We start from the raw sequence: 17503 nt of genomic DNA, 5'->3' as shown, positions 1-17503 counted from the left end.
TTATCAATATGCCTGAGATGGATGGTCTTACTTTGCTAGGGTTTATCCCTGAAGTTGACCCAACACTTAAAGCAGTGGTGGTATCAGCTTATGGGGATATGAAAAATATTAGGACAGCGATGAACTGTGGTGCTTTTGATTTTCTGACCAAACCAATAGATTTTCAGGATTTGGAAATTACCATCAATAAAACCCTAAAGTTTGTCGCTCAAGTTAGAGAACAACAGCAGCAAATCCGACAGGCTCATAAACAGCGTCAACTTTACTTGCAGGAGCTGATCAAAGCTAAAGAAATAGCTGAGAAAGCTAACTATGCTAAAAGCCAATTTATAGCGAACATGAGCCATGAGTTTCGCACGCCTCTAAATATCATTATTGGTAATAGTGAGTTATTGCAAGCTCGGGCTCAAAAGTCGGATCCAGAATACTTTATTCCCCGGCTAGAGAAGATTCAAAACTCTAGTTGGCATCTGCTGAATTTATTTAACGACATACTTGACCTATCGAAAATGGAAGTAGGTGAGCTAAAACTGCATCAAGAAAATACTGAGATATCCTCATTGATTGAAGAAGTGATAACCACTGTGCGTCCTTTATCAGAAAAGAACAACAATACCTTAGAAGTCATCTATTTGAACAACCCTGGCCGAATCCGTACTGACCCCACCAAAATGCGTCAAATCCTGCTTAACTTGCTCAACAACGCTTGTAAATTTACAGAGCAGGGAACTGTTACATTGATAGTCCACAAGAGTGATGGCACAGCAGAGATTGACGATCAATTTAATTCACCATCTACAACTATTCCTGATCTTGGTCAACACCAAAGAACTAAACCATCAATCACATTTCAAGTCAGTGACACCGGTATTGGCATCAGTCCAAAGCAACATTCCAAGATTTTTGAACCCTTCTCTCAGGTAGATGAGTCGGACACCCGCAAGTATAGTGGGGCTGGGTTGGGTTTAGCGATCGCAAAAAAACTCTGTCATCTGATGGCCGGTCAGATAACTGTGGACAGTGAATTGGGTAAGGGAGCGACCTTTACCGTTTCCCTACCCATAGAATGGGTATAACACTAATTAGTCAAAGCGTGATATTCACCCAATGCTTATCCTTGTATCCTTCAAGGTACCCTACACCGAATACGGGGCGAATAACCGTAGGCCAAAAGGCCACGCGTGCGCGTTCAACCTGCAACCCTCAATCCTAAACCGTCCTTAGAGCTGTATCAATCCACTGCTTCAGGGTGGGTAGCACTTCCTCAACGGAGAGTTCTGTCGATGTGTGGGTAGCCCGTTCCACCACTTCCACTTTGCCATCTTTAAGCGATCGCCCAGTCACAATCCGGTAGGGAATCCCAATTAAATCAGCATCTTTGAACTTGACCCCAGCTCGTTCGTTGCGGTCATCAAGCAGGGTTTCGATACCTGCTTCATTGAGTTGAGTGTAAAGTTTTTCTGCTGCTGCCATCTGCTGGGTATCTCCCACATTCGGGATCGTGATAATCACATGGTAGGGTGCGATCGCAACTGGCCAGATAATCCCATCCTTGTCATAGGATTGCTCTACAGCTGCTTGAGCTAACCGAGACACTCCCACCCCATAACAGCCCATACATAACGGAATTTCTTCCCCTTGCTCACTGGTGTAGGTAGCCCCCATCGCAGATGAGTATTTCGTCCCCAACTGGAAAATATGGCCAACTTCAATGCCGCGAGCGCTTCGTAGGGTTTGATTCGGGTCATGGATGGCGCGATCGCCTGGACTAGCCTTACGGAGATCCACCACTAGCTTCGGTAACTGGAATTGCTCACCCCAATTGGCACCAACTACGTGATAGCCTGACTCATTGGAACCAGTAGTAAAGTTTTTCAGTTCCACTGCTGTTTGATCTACCAACCGCAAAAACTGAGGCGCAATATCTTTAGCTGGTTTGATGTAATCATCTGCCAAATCAGGTGCCATGTAACCCAAAGGTAGAGGTTTCGATGCCCATTTTTCCTGGGTAGCCACCTCTGGTACAGTCAGGGCTAAAACCGTTGTGGCATCGTATTGGTCTGCCAATTTCACCAATTCATTTTGTAACTTCACCTCATTTACATCTTGATCCCCCCGAATGCTCACCAAAACCAACACCGTCATGCCGTTGTCATAGACAATTTGGTAAAGAACATTTTTAACCACATTAGTGGCAGAGCACTTCAGGAATTGACATAGGGTGTCAATAGTTGAGGTGTTTGGAGTTTCTAGTTTTTCATAAGTGTTATAGGGTGAGGGCTCTAGGTCTGGTGGTAAGGAAACTGCTTTTTCCACATTGGCAGAATACTTGCCATCCTCCGTGTAGAGAATCTCGTCTTCCCCAGCATCAGCCAGAACCATAAATTCTTGAGAACCCGAACCCCCAATCGCCCCAGAGTCAGCCTCAACCGCTCTAAACTCCAAACCACTGCGGCTAAACATATTTCGATAGGCTTGATCCATCGCCTGATAAGTCTTTTTTAGGCTTTCGTGATCGGTATGGAAGGAGTATGCATCCTTCATAATGAATTCCCGTCCCCGCATCAGGCCAAATCGGGGGCGAATTTCATCTCGGAACTTAGTTTGAATTTGATACAGGTTTAGAGGTAATTGCCGATAGGAGCGAATCATGTCCTTAGCAACAGTAGTGATTACCTCTTCATGGGTTGGTCCAAGTCCCAATTCTCGCTTTTGTCGGTCAATCAGAGCAAACATAATGCCCTCAGCTTTCGTATAGGTGTCCCAACGACCCGATTCTTTCCACAGCTCAGACGGTTGTAACTGAGGTAGTAGACACTCTTGAGCACCTGTGGCATCCATTTCCTCCCGCACAATCTGAGAAACTTTTTTTAGGACACGCCACATCATGGGTAAATAGGCGTAGATGCCACTGCCAATACGTCGAATGTAACCCGCACGCAGCAAAAGTTTATGGCTGGGGATTTCTGCTTCCACTGGGTCTTCCCGCAGTGTCACCAACAGCATCTGAGACAGTCGCATTACTTACTTCCTTTTTAGACCAAACTACCATTATCTCATCAGTTTAAAACTTTCATCAACAGTATGTCAGCCAGGATTGACAAACTATTCACCCTCTGAGAAGGTATTTGATTATATGCTAGTTTCTAATTTAATTTAAATTAGCAGAATCGTGGTTATAAACCTTTCAACTCACGAAGTTTTACATTTCCTTGGTTTAATGAGTAAACAGGTTACCATCGGAGCTTTAAAAAAGTAAGGTTTGTGGTGATGCTATTGTTCAGGTTTTTTTAAAATACCGATTTTTTTTATATTAATAGCTTTAAAATCAACCTATTATAGCAAATTAAAGATAAATTCAAGACTTAATCTAAACATATACAACTAACTTCGCAGTTTTTTTATCCTTCAATAAAAAAAAAATTATTGAATGATAAAAACAACAATAATATCTTTCGTTGCTTGTCATCATTGCTGTTGATGTCTATGAACAAAAGCTCGAGCAACCCATCTGCCCCCCAGAGAATATACCCTAGATGAATTACTAGCCAATGAAGTCGAAATCAGTGAAGAGGTTCACTGGGGTAAAGCAGAAGGTCGAGAGGTGTGGTAGGCTTCTTTGAGTGCGAATTACCTTTTGGACAACTTCTAGTCACCAAAAAAGGAACAGATTAAACTTTGGGTATTGAACTACGCAGTTACGTATACATAGACAGCTTGCAGCCTCAGCACGCCGCTTACATGGGAACAGTAGCGTTAGGATTTTTGCCCTTACCAGGAGATACCTCCCTTTGGATTGAAATCTCACCAGGTATTGAAATTAACCGGATTACCGATATTGCCCTCAAATCCACTGCCGTGCGTCCAGGAGTGCTGGTGGTCGAACGGCTTTACGGACTTCTAGAGGTGCATGCTAATAAACAAGGGGAAACCCGTACAGCTGGCAAAGCAATTTTAGACGCACTGGGCGTCCGTGAACAGGATCGGCTCAAACCTCGGGTCATTTCTAGCCAAATTATCCGTAATATTGATGCCCACCAGACCCAGTTAATTAATCGCACACGGCGGGGTCAAATGTTGCTAGCAGGGCAAACCCTATATGTATTAGAAGTTGAGCCAGCTGCCTATGCCGCCCTAGCTGCCAATGAAGCCGAGAAATCCGCCTTAATTAACATCTTACAAATTAGTGCAGTGGGCAGCTTTGGACGCCTCTACCTAGGTGGAGAAGAACGGGATATATTAGCAGCGTCTCAGGCAGCGCTGACAGCTATTGAAAGCGTGAGTGGTCGTGAACATCCTGCTGCCAAGCGCAAGGAATAGAAAGGAATTCTTCCTGAGCTGATCCCTTAATGTAGTGCCATTGAGTTAAAGTCTTTGTTGGCACCGCTACATAATGTGAAGGAGAACCTCAATGGCCAATCTAGAACATCTTGCTCTACTCAAACAAGATCCATTGAGATGGACAGAATGGAGAAAGACAAATCTAGATCTAGAACCAGACCTTAGCGAAGTTAACCTCAATGGGGCTAACTTTGAAAGGGTAAACTTAGCAAAAGCTAACCTAAAAAAGGCAAATCTAGGCAATATTAAACTGATTAGCGCTAACCTCAGCCAAGCTAACCTCAGTAATGCCAACCTCCAAGATGCTGAACTGATCAAAGCTAAACTGATCTCGGCAGAGCTAATTGGGACTAAACTTATAGCAGCTAACCTGATCAGGGCTGACCTAAATGGTGCCAATTTAATTGGGGCTGACTTGACCCTAGCTAACCTCATGGAAGCTGATTTGAGTAATGCTAACCTAATTGGCACTAGCTTGCTCAAAGCTAATCTCTCAGAAGCAGATTTAAGTGGGGCAAAGCTAAGACGGACTAACCTGGTTGAGGCTAACCTTATGGCTGCCAATCTCTGCCATGCTAATCTGAGCAATGCTAATCTTCATCAAGCTGAACTCCTTGGGGCTTACCTATACAAAGCTGAGTGTCCAGGGGCTAACCTAGCAGAAGCTCACCTTAGTGGAAGCTATCTGTTTGGAGCTAACCTAGCAGAGGCAGACCTTTACAGGGTTGACATTAGATGGGCGAACCTTACTAAAGCAAATTTAAGCGGGTCTAACCTGACTACAGCTAAGCTCAGGGGCGCTAACCTCAGTAAAGCTAACTTAACTGGGGCTACTATCATTGAAGCTGAACTAAGCCAAGTTAATCTAAGGGAAACAATTATGCCTGATGGCACTATCCATCCTTAGATAACTACATCTGATCACAATCAATCAAACCTTCGATTAATCAGTTAGTGCTGCAAGTATCATCCAACAGACACTATCGACCAGACACCGATGAGTCATGCCCAACCGCCCCTAGAATTTATCCGACAAGCTATAGTTGACCTGACTCATGAGCTGCAAACCTCTATGCAAAGTCTGATCATAACTTGACAATATTCTCTGAATAAGTAATAATACAAAACATTATTTTTATCCTTAACGTAAAGTTAATCAAAGTGGGCTTTTGGTTAACTTTACGTTAAGCTTTGGACTCTGACTATCCTGAGTCTACTCAACCTCAATCTCAAGAGTCTGGCTTGCTAGAGGTCAGACTGGGACGATGAACAAACTAGTATTACCCCAAACCAAAACCATTGGAGAATGGAGTTATCTGGGAATTGAGAAACACTTCCAGAAAATGCTTAGTCACGAAGCCGCTGTTCTCCAAGATCGAGATCCCGAACAGCTGCACCAAATGCGTATCGGAATGCGGCGCTTGCGTACCGCCGTCACTAGTTTTACCCCTGCCTTAGACTTGCCCAAAGCAGCCTCTGAAAAACAGATTGGTAAGATTGCCCGTATTTTAGGGAGTCTTCGAGATCTAGATGTCCTCCAAGAAACCCTCCACAAAGGTTACCAACCCAAGTTACCTGCCAAAGAACGGAAAGCATTGAAGCAAGCCTACGTTTACTTGGAAAAAAAGCGGTGCAAAGCTTTAACACAAGTTCGGGAAGCTCTGCAAGGTAAGCCACACCAAAAGCTTAAGCAAACCTTAAAACGGTGGCTCAAAAAACCCACCTATAAAGAAATTGCTCAGATGCCAGCGGCTGCGGTATTACCTGATTTACTCTTACCCATTGTCAGCAGCCTGTTACTCCACCCGGCTTGGCTAGTGGGCGTTGATCTTAAGGATACTGGTAGCCAAACTCCAAAGCAGCTGAAACCAGCAGCAGTTGAGTCACTGCTAGCCCTTCGTGGAGCAATGATTCACGATCTACGTAAGCAAGCCAAGCGGGTGCGTTACCAAATGAATCTATTTACTGAACTCTATAGTCCTACCTATAAGGACTATGTGGAAGATATGAAGCAAATTCAAGGCATCTTAGGTGATATTCAGGACAGTATGGTTTTAGACGAATTCTTAAACTCTGTCTTTGACTCAGACCTAAAACATAAGGCTCCCCAGCTGGCTCAGTTACTACAGGCCAACCGCTACAAATCATGGCTTCAGTGGCAAACCTTACAACAGAATTATTTGAAGCCCGAAACCAGGCAAGCCTTTCGCCAAATATTACTGACTGAGTCAGGCAACTGATAGGTCTTATGCTGGTGAGGGTATAAACACTGTTAATGTATCTTGGTTGAATGAATTGTATAAAATGTGCTAGCCTTAATAACATAATAGATACAACACTTTGTTCTTTTTCCTTTCTCAGAGTCATGGTCAAGCCATAAAAACCTTAGGCAAGACTGATTCCCTTGCTGAGCTGCTCAAAAAGCAGTAATCGTTTTTAACCAGTTAGGGAACTGAAAGTGTAAAAGAAAAGATACAAGTGGTCTTATAGGAGCTTTTTGCTTGATGGACTATATAGAAAAGGTTTTGGAAAAAATTCAAGAATGGGCGCGCAAGCTTATTGAAGCGCTATTAGGTCCTGAGGCTCAGCCTGAACCAGAACCAATCCCCATTCCTGTTAATGAACCAAGGTGTCGTCGGAATTAGATAGTTATTGTGTCCGGTGATACTCGAAAACGTCTAAGTATCCTGGTTCTCCATGGTCCCAATCTTAATTTACTGGGACAGCGAGAACCAGGTATTTATGGATCTGTCACCTTGGATGAGATTAACTATCTCCTAGAGCAAGAAGGGCAAATGCTTGAGGCCAGCGTGACAGCCTTGCAGTCTAATCATGAAGGTATCTTAGTCGATAGAATACATGGAGCTTTAGGACACCACGACGGGATTTTAATTAATGCTGGTGCTTATACCCATACCAGTGTGGCGATTCGAGATGCAATAGCTGCGGTAGCCTTGCCAACTGTAGAAGTTCATCTTAGCAACATCTATCAACGAGAAGCCTTTAGACATCATTCGTTCATTGCACCAGTGGTAGTTGGTCAGATTAGTGGTTTTGGAGCTAACAGCTATAGACTGGGGTTACAGGCTCTAGTGCTGACATTGAGAAAATCGATTGGTAATTAAAATCAAAAAGTTGAGGGGTGCTGCCTTGGGGGTTGAAAAAGGCAATTTAAGAGCACACTAGATTTCTTGACAAAATATGGATGCGGTACTCACTTTTGAACCGATTTAGAGGTGCCTTGTTAGGTAGCCTTGTGGGAGAAATCCTGGCTGGGAGTGGCTGCCAAAAGTTACCACCAGCTCAAGTAAGATTTCGACCGCTTTCCCTTGGGGATGCTGGTTTGAGTAAAGCGATTTCCGATTGGAGAAAGATTGCTACTTGTGGTATTGAAAGTTTAATTCGCTGTGGCAACCTCGATTTAGGAGATTGGTTAGTTCACTGTCAAAAGGCTCAACCCTCTATCCTTTCATTAAAAGGGACTGCCAACAGTAGCGAAGCAGCAGTAGCAACCTTACCAATAGCATTATTTTTTCATGAAGATGAAGTCAAGTTGCGCCAAAAGCTGCTAGAGGCGGCAGCAATTTGGCAAAATGATTCTGAAAGGTTTGAGAGTGTCTTGACTATAGGTTGGGCAATAGCGATCGCCCTTACCGAAAAACTTGACTGCCCTAACCTGATTTCCCGAATCATTGCCGACCTAGGGAACTATGAAAATCAAAATGCCTGGGTGCAACAATTGGAACAAGTACAAAGTCTACTGGAGCTTGGGGCAAGTTTAGAACAAACTGTTATCCAGGTGCGTCGAGAGCAAAGGCGTAGAAATGAGTCTGAGGATGACTGCTCTTTATCGATTGCCTTAGCATTGTACTGTTTCCTAAACACCCCAGAAGATTTTCGCCTCTGTGTAACTCGTGCAGCTCTTACAGGCTATCAATCACAAACTACTGCTGCCTTAACAGGTGCTTTAGCTGGTGCCTATAACGGTATCATCGGTATTCCAGTGCCCTGGCTGGTGGCGCTTAACCTCAGCAGTACTGGGGTTGACCAATGGCAATTAGCAGACCAGTTGTTGGCAGTGTGGTCAGGTGTATATGACGTTTCAGCGATAGCTCAGTTTCAGAAGCTAGCTGTGGTGGCACCAAGGGTGATCGGATCTCGATAAGCTGTTCAATCAAAGGACTTTCAAGCCAAAAATGAAGCTCCACCTACAAGGGGCTGTAGCCTGAAACTTGATGGTACATAAAATTTTCATGGTCTGTGTTGCACCCGTGGTGTTGAATTTGCTACCACAGCTATAGGTAAAACCAATATAAACCAGTTAAACTAAGATGATCTAAAAAAAACACTGGCTTCTGAGTTTTGTAAACTAAAAATCAGTCAAGTCTGGAATTATATTCTGTTACTGACCCCGCAATAAAGGGTGCTTATGGGGTAAGACTTAAGCCTAAGTGTGACTAGACCATTGAGCCTAATCCTGGTAAGAACTTCCAGCCACAACCCCTAAGCTGGAGTATCTGCAAGACTGCTTACTTCAGTCGCGGTTAAGGATCGGAATCATCAAGGTGCGCGCCTCCTAGGCCGCGAGCAATCCCTCGCGGCCTAGGGTGGCACCGCTTGGATTAGGTGGTCAAGGGGACTTACAACTCCATGATTGAGGATTATCTCAATGCGAGTAGCTATTTTATCACCAACTCGACAGCGACTAATGCGAATTACCCCAAGTTCCCCTAGGGAATGGATCAAAGAAAGAAAAGCTAAAGTTGTAAATAACGACCATTGCGTATTTACGGTGAAGTTGGTCTGTGAATCATCTGGAAGTCAAACCCAACCAATAGCCATGGGGATTGACCAAGGTAACCACGAAACCATAATTACCACTTTCATGAAGTTTTATGTTCGCAAACTCCAGTTACTGTTACACTATACAAGGCGTGATTGTCACTGGAAGTTTCCCACGCAACCTGCGCTCTACCCATGTCAAATGAGTGGATTGAAAATGAGTGGAGGCAAACTTTCCAGTATTTTTTATGAATAATAAATAAATGTAGATGTCTTTAAGCAAAATGCCACCACCACACAGCAAATTGTGAGCAGACCGCTACTGTTACCAGACATTGCCATTCCTGTGCTATGAAAACGTTCAATTCGCTGACGCAGCCGATCACGCAATTACGGCGAACATCTCAGCACCTTCGCAGTTTTTTGGGATTTAACTCCTCTAGTGCTGCCAAATCCTCAGTTAGCCAATCACAGCAGGAGAATTTGAAAGGACAACCTCTACAGCTCACAGAGTCTCCAACCCATTGTGAAGGCACTTCGACTAGCCTAACTTCAGGAAAAGATTGGGGCAAAAGCCAGCACCAACTTCAACAGAAAATTACTCTACCTGTAATGTGGACTTTAGCAGTGGTTTCCCTGACCAGTGTTATGGGAGGGCGCTTTTACAATCAGCCACAGCTAGATGTAGAAACAGTAGCACCACAGACAGTCCGGGCACCATTCGATGCTCTGGTTGAGGACTCTAAGACGACGGCTGAGAGACGCAAAGAAGCTCAAAGAGGTGCTCAACCAGTCTTGATGATTGACCAATCTGTTACAGAAAGAATTGATCAAAATCTTGAGAAGTCTCTCGACGCTGTGGAAGAACTGCGCACTAACAGCGGTGTTTTTCCTTTTGTAAAGACTGATGTACTATCCATCGCCACCCAGCGGTATCTGCGCCAAAGTAAGGAATGGGAATGGCGGGCTATCTTGGCATTTTCAGATATCGATAACCATGTCAAGGGGTTTGATGCTGAAGCCAAACCACCGACTCCGGCAGAAAATTCATTAAATAAAGCTTTTGTTGAGGCAGTAAGTGAACTGCAAAGCTACCGTCAACAGTCTTCTGAACAAGAGTTCTCAGCTCTGATTGAGTCAATATCTGCTGCTCGCCAACAGTACGCTCAGGTGTTGCCTCAGCTGTCACAATACCTGAGCCCTGAATTCAGTAGCCTAGATGATGTTTCCGTACTGGATCTATCAGATCAAGATTGGCAGAAAACCCGCATAGTCATTAAGCAGGCTGCTGGTCGCATGCTGACCCAAGGCATGGTTCCAGGATTACCAATAAATCTGATCCAAGAGGCCGTGAAGGTAAACTTGAGTAGCCTTATGCCTCAGGAAGCTCAACCACTAGCTAAGTATTTACTAGTTAGAGTGTTAGAACCCAACTTGATCGAAAATAAAGAATTAACCAAGCTCATAGCAGAACAGGCAGCAGAAAAAGTGGAACCAATGATGGTTTCAGTGCAGCAAGGAGATGTGATTGTAACCGCAGGTGAAACCATTACTCAAACAGACTTTGTACTACTGGATTATTTCGACTTAAGCCGTCGAGGAATTAACTGGCCGGGTTTGATGGGATTTGGTGGTTTGGTGACTACTACGGTGGGCATCTTTGCCTTAGTGCAACGGCGAGTTCACCCGAAATGGAGACGGCGGGACTACATTTTGGTATTGCTACTGACGCTGAGTATGCCAATATCAATACTCTTCAAGAGTCCCTTCTTCAAGATTCCCTACACTATGCCTGCTATTGGTTTGTTAGTAGGGAACTTTTATGGGTCTACCATGGGCGTGACAGTGGTGGTTTTACTGACAGGCTTAGTGACCTTTAGTATGGAAGTCACTGGAGAACAAGTACTGGCAAATGTTGCTGGTGGTTTACTGGGTGCCTTGATGGCAGGACGAATGCGATCGCGAGAGGAATTGGCTGTTTTGGGAGTTGGGGTAGGCTTAACTCAAGGTGTCGTTTCCCTGATTATCAATCTGATTATTAGTGCCACGGCTAGTACAATTTGGTATGCAGTTCTGCCAGGAGCCTTGTTATTCGCTCTGTCTGGCTTAGCTTGGAGTATTGTCGCCCTGGGCCTATCACCTTACCTGGAACGTTTGTTTGACCTGGTGACACCGATTCGTCTGGCAGAATTGTCTAATCCCAACCGTCCCCTGCTCAAACGTCTAGCTACTGAGGCACCTGGAACGTTTCAACATACTCTGTTTGTTGCTTCTTTGGCAGAAGCAGCGGCTCAAGAACTCCACTGTAATGTGGAACTGGTTCGGGCAGGTACGCTCTACCATGACATTGGTAAAATGCACGATCCGTTAGGGTTTATAGAAAATCAAATGGGTGGTCCGAACAAGCATGATGAGATTAATGATCCATTCAAGAGTGCTGAAATTATCAAAAAGCACGTTACCGAAGGACTGGTTATGGCTCGTAAGCACCAGTTACCCAAGGCAGTGCGGGACTTTATCCCAGAGCATCAGGGGAAATTGCTGATTTCCTATTTTTATTTCCAGGCTCAGCAAAAAGCCCAACTCGAAGGTACTGGGTCTGTGGACGAGTCATATTTTCGTTATGACGGTCCAATTCCCCAGTCCCAGGAAACTGGTGTAGTTATGTTAGCTGATGCCTGTGAAGCGGCCCTACGCTCACTCAAAGAGGTCACTCCGGAAACTGCTCTTACGGTGGTCAATAAAATTCTCAAAGCTCGCTGGCAGGACAACCAATTAGTGGATTCTGGCCTAACCCGGCAGGATTTATCAAAAATTGCCCAAGTGTTTATCAGAGTTTGGCAACAATATAATCACCAACGTATTGCTTATCCAAAGGGAGCACTTAATTGCCAGTCGTCTCCTAAATGAAGTATGAAGTCTCCAGTCTTGGTACAGCAATAGTATGAAACAGTATCGAACAAGGAATTTCAGATCTGTTCCACCCTCTTGAATCCTGTTTCTGTACAAACACTGTGCAAGCCTTGGTCCCACTCATCAATGGGTAGTTGAGGTATATAGGCAAATTCAAATACAATGCCGATGGTAGGAATAGAATCCCACTCTGGTGAATTCAGCAGTCGGTCATAGAAACCACCACCGTAGCCCAAACGATACCCCCGCTGGTCACAAGCCACAGCGGGTACAAGGATTAAATTCACATCCTTTGGCTCTAGGGTGGTAGCATTAGGTTTGGGTTCTAAAATACCATAATTTCCTTTTTGCAATGGAACGCCCGCCTTCCAGCTATGCCAGAAGAGAGATTTTCCCACACATCTGGGTAGTCCCCAGCAGTGCTTAGTGTCTGTAAATAGGGGACTTAGATCTGGTTCTTGTCGAAAACTGAAATAGGCTAAGACTGTTTGTGAGTGGGTAACTAGGGCTGAAGATTGCAGATGGCTACAGATGCGATCGCTTTTTTGCCGCCATTCTTCTACAGACATAGACTGGCGCTTTTGAAGCAGGGATCGGCGTAGTTCTGCTTTGTTCATCTGATCTTACCTCCGGTTTGATAGCGCGATCATATCAACAAACTATGCTGATAGTGGCTAATCATACCGAGTTGCATTTAGCGATGCAGCGCGGTCTTGGGGGTTTCCCCCATGAGCGACTGCATCAAGACATGGGTAGTAGATAGGAGCTTGTTCACTCCCATCTACCAATTCCGTTCAATTGAGCCCTTAAGCATTGAACTTCCCCATCCTAAGAGGAATGGGGATTCCCAGGCACAACATAGTTGGTTGTTATCTCCATGGGCGTAACTTTCCCGCGCACCGTTCGCGTAGCGTGGCCATAGGCCAGGGTAGCTGAGTAGGGTCAATACCCAGTTTTTTTGAGACCCTTACTTTTTATATTAATACTATTTGAGAGGGAAAATTCATCCCCGATCTAAGAGGACGGGGTATTCTTTTCCCTCTCAAACTCTCCCACTCTGATAAATAATAGGTTAAATAATAGGTTTGAGAGCAACTTGGTATCAGTAATGGGTAATTGGCAACTGGGCTTATTAGCCATTACCCATTACCCATTACCTAATCTCTCCCATTACCTAATCTCTCCTCTAGCAGGCACCAGTTACCTCTAGTAAGCACCGTTATTTTTGGGAAAAATAATAACACCAATGGTTTTCAATATGATCCATAAATCCAGCCAAAAATTCCGGAAACTGACATAGTAAACATCAATTTGCACACGGCGGTGGTAAGGTATGTCATTGCGTCCAGAAACCTGCCATAAGCCAGTAATTCCGGGTCGAATTGTCAAGACTTTATCCATGTGACGCCCGTATTTGGGCAATTCCTCTGGCACTAACGGTCTTGGACCAACCACACTCATCTGTCCGTTGAGTACATTCCAGAACTGAGGAAACTCATCTAAGCTAGTCAGCCGTAGAAATTTTCCAATTCCAGTAATTCGAGGATCATCCTTGAGCTTGTAATTATCCTGAAATTCCTCCCGTATCTGAGGGGATTTTTCGATCATCTCTAGCAACATTTCGTCGGCATTTTCCACCATAGTTCTGAATTTCAGGCAAGCAAAAGGTTTGTAGTCTTTACCCACCCGCTCCTGAACATAAAAAATTGGTCCAGGTGAGCTGATCACAATTAGCAATGCCAGTAGCAGGTAAACGGGAAAAAACGAAATCAGAACTGATAGGGAAAAGGTCACATCAAACAGTCGCTTGGTAAAATTTCCGTCTAAGCGATAGCGAGTCAGATTCTTGTGTCTACGACGTGAAGCGAGGGGCTGAAAACCTCGCTTCACGAATGCTCGCAATATCTTGACGGAGTTAAGTTGGCTTTCGGCAGTCATCTCACTCCTTCAATTCACACCACACGTCATAATCATAAAGCTACGAGACACTCGCTATAGCCCATAGCCAGCTCGGATATTTAATTTTTTACCAGAGAAATTAAAACTGGTAGTCTTGATAACACTTTTCCAGAAATGTCAGGTAGCGATCAGCAAAAATGTTGGGGGCAAATTTGGCAGCGTTTAACCGGCTCGCTTCCCGATTAAACTTTCCTGCCAAGGTCTCAAAGGTTTCCATGGCTTCAATCAAAGCCTCTGAGCTTTGCTCTGGAAACAATAGACCTGTACCACTGTCTAAATGTTGCCGAATATCTAGAACTGTTTCTAGTGCCCCACCAGCACCATAGGCAATCACCGGCGTACCACAAGCTTGGGCTTCCACCAGGGCAATGCCGAAATCCTCACAGGCAGCATAGACAAACCCTTTAGCTTTAGCCATATACTGCTCAACCACCTGATTGGGTTGAAATCCCAAAAATTTTACATTCTTGTGAGCCAAGTTGCGAATCCCTGCTAAATCTGAGCCATCACCAATCACCACTAGAGGGTATCCCAGTTGATTAAAAGCTTGAACAATTAAAGATACTTGTTTGTAACTTACTATCCGGGAAACGGTCAGATAAAAATCTTCTTTTTCTTCCTGGAAAGGAAAACGTTCAATATTAACCGGTGGGTAAATCACTTCAGCCCTACGCCGATAGCAGCGCCAGATCCGCCGTGCTGTGTGATGAGAGTTGGCAATAAAGTAATCCACCCGATTTGCTGTAATCACGTCCCACTGACGTAACCGATGAAGCAGATAGCGAGTGATCAACCCTGGAAAACCCTGTCCCATAGAACTACTGCGCAAATAATCAAACGTCAAGTCCCAGGCATAACGCATGGGCGTATGGCAGTAACAGATGTGCAGTTGTTGGGGACTAGTAAGGACACCCTTGGCAACAGCATGGGAAGAGGAGAGTATAATATTATACTCCCCTAGTTCCAGCTGTTCAATCGCTAAGGGTAGCAGCGGCAGATATTTCTGAACCCCGTTACGAGCGAAGGGTAAGTTCTGTAGGAAGGTTGTGCCAATAGAGCGCTGATATAGATAACTCTGGGGATTGGTTGATTCAAAATCAATCAGGGCGTACAGGTCGGCATCAATGTGTTTGAGTATTTCTTGCACTACCAGTTCTGAGCCACCAGTTGCTTTGGGAGTCAACCACTCATGAACCAAGGCATATTTCATCAGATATTTGGGGTTGGTAAGGGGGAAAATGGATACCCCTGTCATTCATGTATGGGGAGGAATTTTCCCCCTTACATAAACAGCAGCCCGACAGGGCTTCCTGGTTAGAAGTTGTATGAGTATCCATCCTTCCGGTGTACAGTGCTGCAATATTTATGACTGATTCCCTGAATCAGTCCGTTAACAGTCGAGATGTTGAATGATCCAGTTTTTGGAGTGGCAACCCGTCCCACATAAGTCCCAATTTTATTGCCTTTGGTGACAATTGCTTGAACAATGTCACCGGTTTTAAATCCCTGATGAATCTTGGTTCTAGAACAATGGCGAGTGGGGAATCCGTATGGGTGCATCTCCTAAAAGTTGTTTGACAAGGTGGTGCGTTACGGGGCGGGCTGTCTAAACCCTGGCGCTTGAGCGGAAAATGAGGCCCCCCCTAACACACCCTACGCAACTTTTTTACAAATATGAGATGCACCCATCCGTATTTATTTGTTCTGCAACTTTGACGAGTCCCGTGACCTTTAGCGGCAATCAGTAAAGGTTTTTTAACTTCAACATAAAGGCTGTCTACAACCCCTACATAAGCGGCATCAAGCCAATGGGTTTTAGGTAAGTTTAACCGACGGTTGTACTTGGTCAATCCTCCTGAACCTTTTTCGACAGGCAGTCCTGTTAACTTCAGTTCCTCGTACAACGAACAGCGGGTAGAGTTAACCGAAGCAGCATCGGCTAAAGGCTTTTTAACCTGAGATAGAACTCGTTTTAACACCTCTGGCTTCCCAGATAGAAACTGTTCGATTTCTTGATTGCCTTTAGTTTGATTGCAGTCGCGACAGGCTATTGTTAAATTAGAAACTCGGTTAGAACCGCCTTTTGATTTAGGCGTGATATGCTCGACTTCTAACGGGGTCTCAATTGCACCACAATATCCGCATTTTCTCCCCCATTTTTATAATAGATATTCTCTGACATCATAACCAGAAAATTTTACATATTTATACTCATAACCGTTGAGTTTATGGTTCTCTATATTCTGCATATCGAACCGGAATAGCTCTTGATAAAGGCCTGATATAGGAGAAAATATGATCAGCTTTTTAACCCAAGTGATTGTGGTGAAAACCCGATGCATGAGACTCGGTGGTAACCAACTATCAGGGCGGGTTCGGTTAAGAAACCTAGACTTTCTACAACGGGTTTTACGGTTTCGTCTACGGCATAGCGTGCGCCAAAGCCCAAGGACTGAGGCGGGTCAGCTATGAGTTTTTCAAGCCCCCGTTTTCAAACGTGGGGTTTGAAAAACTCCGAGATTACTGACTAGATATCAAAGGCAGATTGTTTAAATATACTACTAGCACTACTTGACAAACGAAAAATACCATAGACTTGAATCGTAAATTTACTATAGACCTAGCAACTACGGTATTTTGGGTATTGCCTAACCAGGATATAAAAATATAGGGTTTTTCAGCTGCGCTCTAGATAGCGATTCTATAGCGCAGTCAGCCCGCCACAAGACATCTAAACAACCTCTTTGGCAATACAGACGTCGAGGTAATAATAGGGTTTTATTAACTGTTTCAACCCCCTAGTTAGCTGAGCAGTAGGTATTAATATCCGCCACTAATTTTGGTTCTGGGGTGGTGGCTTTCTGCAAATTGCTCAAAGCTTCCTCCGCAGCTGAGCGGTCTTGCTTCTTAAAAGCCTCTACAAAGTCACGAGTCGCCTTGCTGGTATTGCGATACATATTAATAAAACCAGCTTGATAGTCTTGGAGCTGTTCGTCCTTAACTATTATCGATTCCATGTCTTGAGATGCCCCCTCCATAGCATCAGCTGCCTGGAGCATTGCCTCGGGATCACTTGATTCTCCACCATTAGTCAGGGTTTTAGCTTCTTCAACGGCCTGGTTCGCCACTTCAATAATTTTCTGACATTCAACTTTTTTGCCACTACAGCTAACGGTCAATAAGCTCATGAGTACAGTCACCGGAACAAGGAGGAAGTACCGCGTTGGAAAATGCATTAATGCTCTCCTAATCAGTTTTGGGTACTCTCGTTTTGGTAGCATATTTTTAGCATGCTGAAAAGCTTTAGCTTTAATTCCACAACACTCCACTCTTCAATGCACGGCGTTCAGAGTCAGGATAGGGTGAGCGCGTGGGTGTAGGCCTGGTTGACTGACAAAACTATTCAGCAGCATACTTGTACGTTTGTATTTTGAATTCCAGCCGATAACATCGTTTCTCATGTTGTTTTCGCGAAGCTATCACCGGGTCAGGGTCTTGATTAGTTGTG

The 17503-nt window shown here is 44.4% G+C and carries 15 protein-coding genes and 1 pseudogene; 9 read left to right on the top strand and 7 right to left on the bottom strand.

Features of this window, described 5'->3' with window-relative positions; all coding sequences use genetic code 11:
* Positions 1-1076, top strand: a 1076-nt coding sequence (locus F6J99_RS26350; RefSeq protein WP_293116786.1) for a hybrid sensor histidine kinase/response regulator, incomplete at its 5' end; no start/stop codon positions are given.
* Between the two features lie 133 nt (positions 1077-1209).
* Here F6J99_RS26350 and proS read toward each other — a convergent pair.
* Complete coding sequence (proS, locus tag F6J99_RS26345) at positions 1210-3021, bottom strand: proline--tRNA ligase (protein WP_293116783.1); 1812 nt, start codon at positions 3019-3021, stop codon at positions 1210-1212.
* Between the two features lie 657 nt (positions 3022-3678).
* Here proS and F6J99_RS26340 point away from each other — a divergent pair.
* The 8 genes from F6J99_RS26340 (at position 3679) to F6J99_RS26305 (ending at position 12033) form a co-directional block, all read left to right on the top strand.
* A complete protein-coding gene (locus F6J99_RS26340; protein WP_044491860.1) occupies positions 3679-4320 on the top strand; it encodes a hypothetical protein in 642 nt (213 codons plus the stop codon).
* 91 nt (positions 4321-4411) lie between these two features.
* Complete coding sequence (locus F6J99_RS26335; RefSeq protein ID WP_070396125.1) at positions 4412-5248, top strand: pentapeptide repeat-containing protein; 837 nt, start codon at positions 4412-4414, stop codon at positions 5246-5248.
* Positions 5249-5606: 358 nt separating this feature from the next.
* Positions 5607-6581 (top strand): CHAD domain-containing protein, encoded by a 975-nt coding sequence (locus F6J99_RS26330; RefSeq protein WP_293116780.1) that lies wholly within the window; start codon positions 5607-5609, stop codon positions 6579-6581.
* Between the two features lie 264 nt (positions 6582-6845).
* Positions 6846-6986, top strand: coding sequence for a hypothetical protein (locus tag F6J99_RS26325; RefSeq protein ID WP_168166538.1), 141 nt, complete (start codon positions 6846-6848; stop codon positions 6984-6986).
* Between the two features lie 9 nt (positions 6987-6995).
* Positions 6996-7466 (top strand): type II 3-dehydroquinate dehydratase, encoded by a 471-nt coding sequence (gene aroQ / locus F6J99_RS26320; protein ID WP_293116776.1) that lies wholly within the window; start codon positions 6996-6998, stop codon positions 7464-7466.
* An 80-nt stretch (positions 7467-7546) separates the two neighbouring features.
* Positions 7547-8506: an ADP-ribosylglycohydrolase family protein gene (locus F6J99_RS26315; protein WP_293116773.1), complete on the top strand. Its 960-nt coding sequence runs from the start codon at positions 7547-7549 to the stop codon at positions 8504-8506.
* A 504-nt stretch (positions 8507-9010) separates the two neighbouring features.
* Positions 9011-9379: an RRXRR domain-containing protein gene (locus F6J99_RS26310; RefSeq protein ID WP_293116771.1), complete on the top strand. Its 369-nt coding sequence runs from the start codon at positions 9011-9013 to the stop codon at positions 9377-9379.
* A gap of 167 nt (positions 9380-9546) precedes the next feature.
* On the top strand, positions 9547-12033 hold the full coding sequence (locus F6J99_RS26305; RefSeq protein WP_293116770.1) for an HD family phosphohydrolase: 2487 nt from the start codon (positions 9547-9549) through the stop codon (positions 12031-12033).
* Positions 12034-12092: 59 nt separating this feature from the next.
* On the opposite strand, the gene F6J99_RS26300 is transcribed toward F6J99_RS26305, so the two are convergent.
* The 6 genes and pseudogenes from F6J99_RS26300 to F6J99_RS26275 form a co-directional block, all read right to left on the bottom strand.
* Positions 12093-12653, bottom strand: coding sequence for a 5-formyltetrahydrofolate cyclo-ligase (locus F6J99_RS26300; RefSeq protein WP_293116767.1), 561 nt, complete (start codon positions 12651-12653; stop codon positions 12093-12095).
* Between the two features lie 589 nt (positions 12654-13242).
* A complete protein-coding gene (locus tag F6J99_RS26295) occupies positions 13243-13974 on the bottom strand; it encodes a sugar transferase (RefSeq protein WP_293116764.1) in 732 nt (243 codons plus the stop codon).
* Between the two features lie 100 nt (positions 13975-14074).
* Positions 14075-15205: a glycosyltransferase gene (locus F6J99_RS26290; protein WP_293116762.1), complete on the bottom strand. Its 1131-nt coding sequence runs from the start codon at positions 15203-15205 to the stop codon at positions 14075-14077.
* A gap of 104 nt (positions 15206-15309) precedes the next feature.
* Positions 15310-15555: a hypothetical protein gene (locus F6J99_RS26285; RefSeq protein ID WP_293116759.1), complete on the bottom strand. Its 246-nt coding sequence runs from the start codon at positions 15553-15555 to the stop codon at positions 15310-15312.
* 128 nt (positions 15556-15683) lie between these two features.
* A pseudogene (iscB, locus tag F6J99_RS26280) lies at positions 15684-16418 on the bottom strand (RNA-guided endonuclease IscB); the annotation flags it as partial.
* A 375-nt stretch (positions 16419-16793) separates the two neighbouring features.
* Positions 16794-17231: a hypothetical protein gene (locus F6J99_RS26275; protein ID WP_293116757.1), complete on the bottom strand. Its 438-nt coding sequence runs from the start codon at positions 17229-17231 to the stop codon at positions 16794-16796.
* Between the last annotated feature and the right edge of the window lie 272 nt (positions 17232-17503).

This window comes from Moorena sp. SIO4G3 (genome assembly GCF_010692305.1).
GTDB classification, from domain to species: Bacteria; Cyanobacteriota; Cyanobacteriia; order Cyanobacteriales; family Coleofasciculaceae; genus Moorena; species Moorena producens_A.
This window is presented reverse-complemented; position numbering and strand designations above follow the sequence as displayed.

Bases quoted from the DNA above. Each gene is read 5' to 3' on its own strand.
- F6J99_RS26285 (WP_293116759.1), bottom strand. From the start codon at position 15,555: ATGCACCCATACGGATTCCCCACTCGCCATTGTTCTAGAACCAAGATT.
- F6J99_RS26275 (WP_293116757.1), bottom strand. From the start codon at position 17,231: ATGCATTTTCCAACGCGGTACTTCCTCCTTGTTCCGGTGACTGTACTC.
- F6J99_RS26300 (WP_293116767.1), bottom strand. From the start codon at position 12,653: ATGAACAAAGCAGAACTACGCCGATCCCTGCTTCAAAAGCGCCAGTCT.
- proS (WP_293116783.1), bottom strand. From the start codon at position 3,021: ATGCGACTGTCTCAGATGCTGTTGGTGACACTGCGGGAAGACCCAGTG.
- F6J99_RS26295 (WP_293116764.1), bottom strand. From the start codon at position 13,974: ATGACTGCCGAAAGCCAACTTAACTCCGTCAAGATATTGCGAGCATTC.
- F6J99_RS26325 (WP_168166538.1), top strand. From the start codon at position 6,846: ATGGACTATATAGAAAAGGTTTTGGAAAAAATTCAAGAATGGGCGCGC.
- F6J99_RS26335 (WP_070396125.1), top strand. From the start codon at position 4,412: ATGGCCAATCTAGAACATCTTGCTCTACTCAAACAAGATCCATTGAGA.
- F6J99_RS26330 (WP_293116780.1), top strand. From the start codon at position 5,607: ATGAACAAACTAGTATTACCCCAAACCAAAACCATTGGAGAATGGAGT.
- F6J99_RS26310 (WP_293116771.1), top strand. From the start codon at position 9,011: ATGCGAGTAGCTATTTTATCACCAACTCGACAGCGACTAATGCGAATT.
- F6J99_RS26290 (WP_293116762.1), bottom strand. From the start codon at position 15,205: ATGAAATATGCCTTGGTTCATGAGTGGTTGACTCCCAAAGCAACTGGT.
- F6J99_RS26315 (WP_293116773.1), top strand. From the start codon at position 7,547: ATGCGGTACTCACTTTTGAACCGATTTAGAGGTGCCTTGTTAGGTAGC.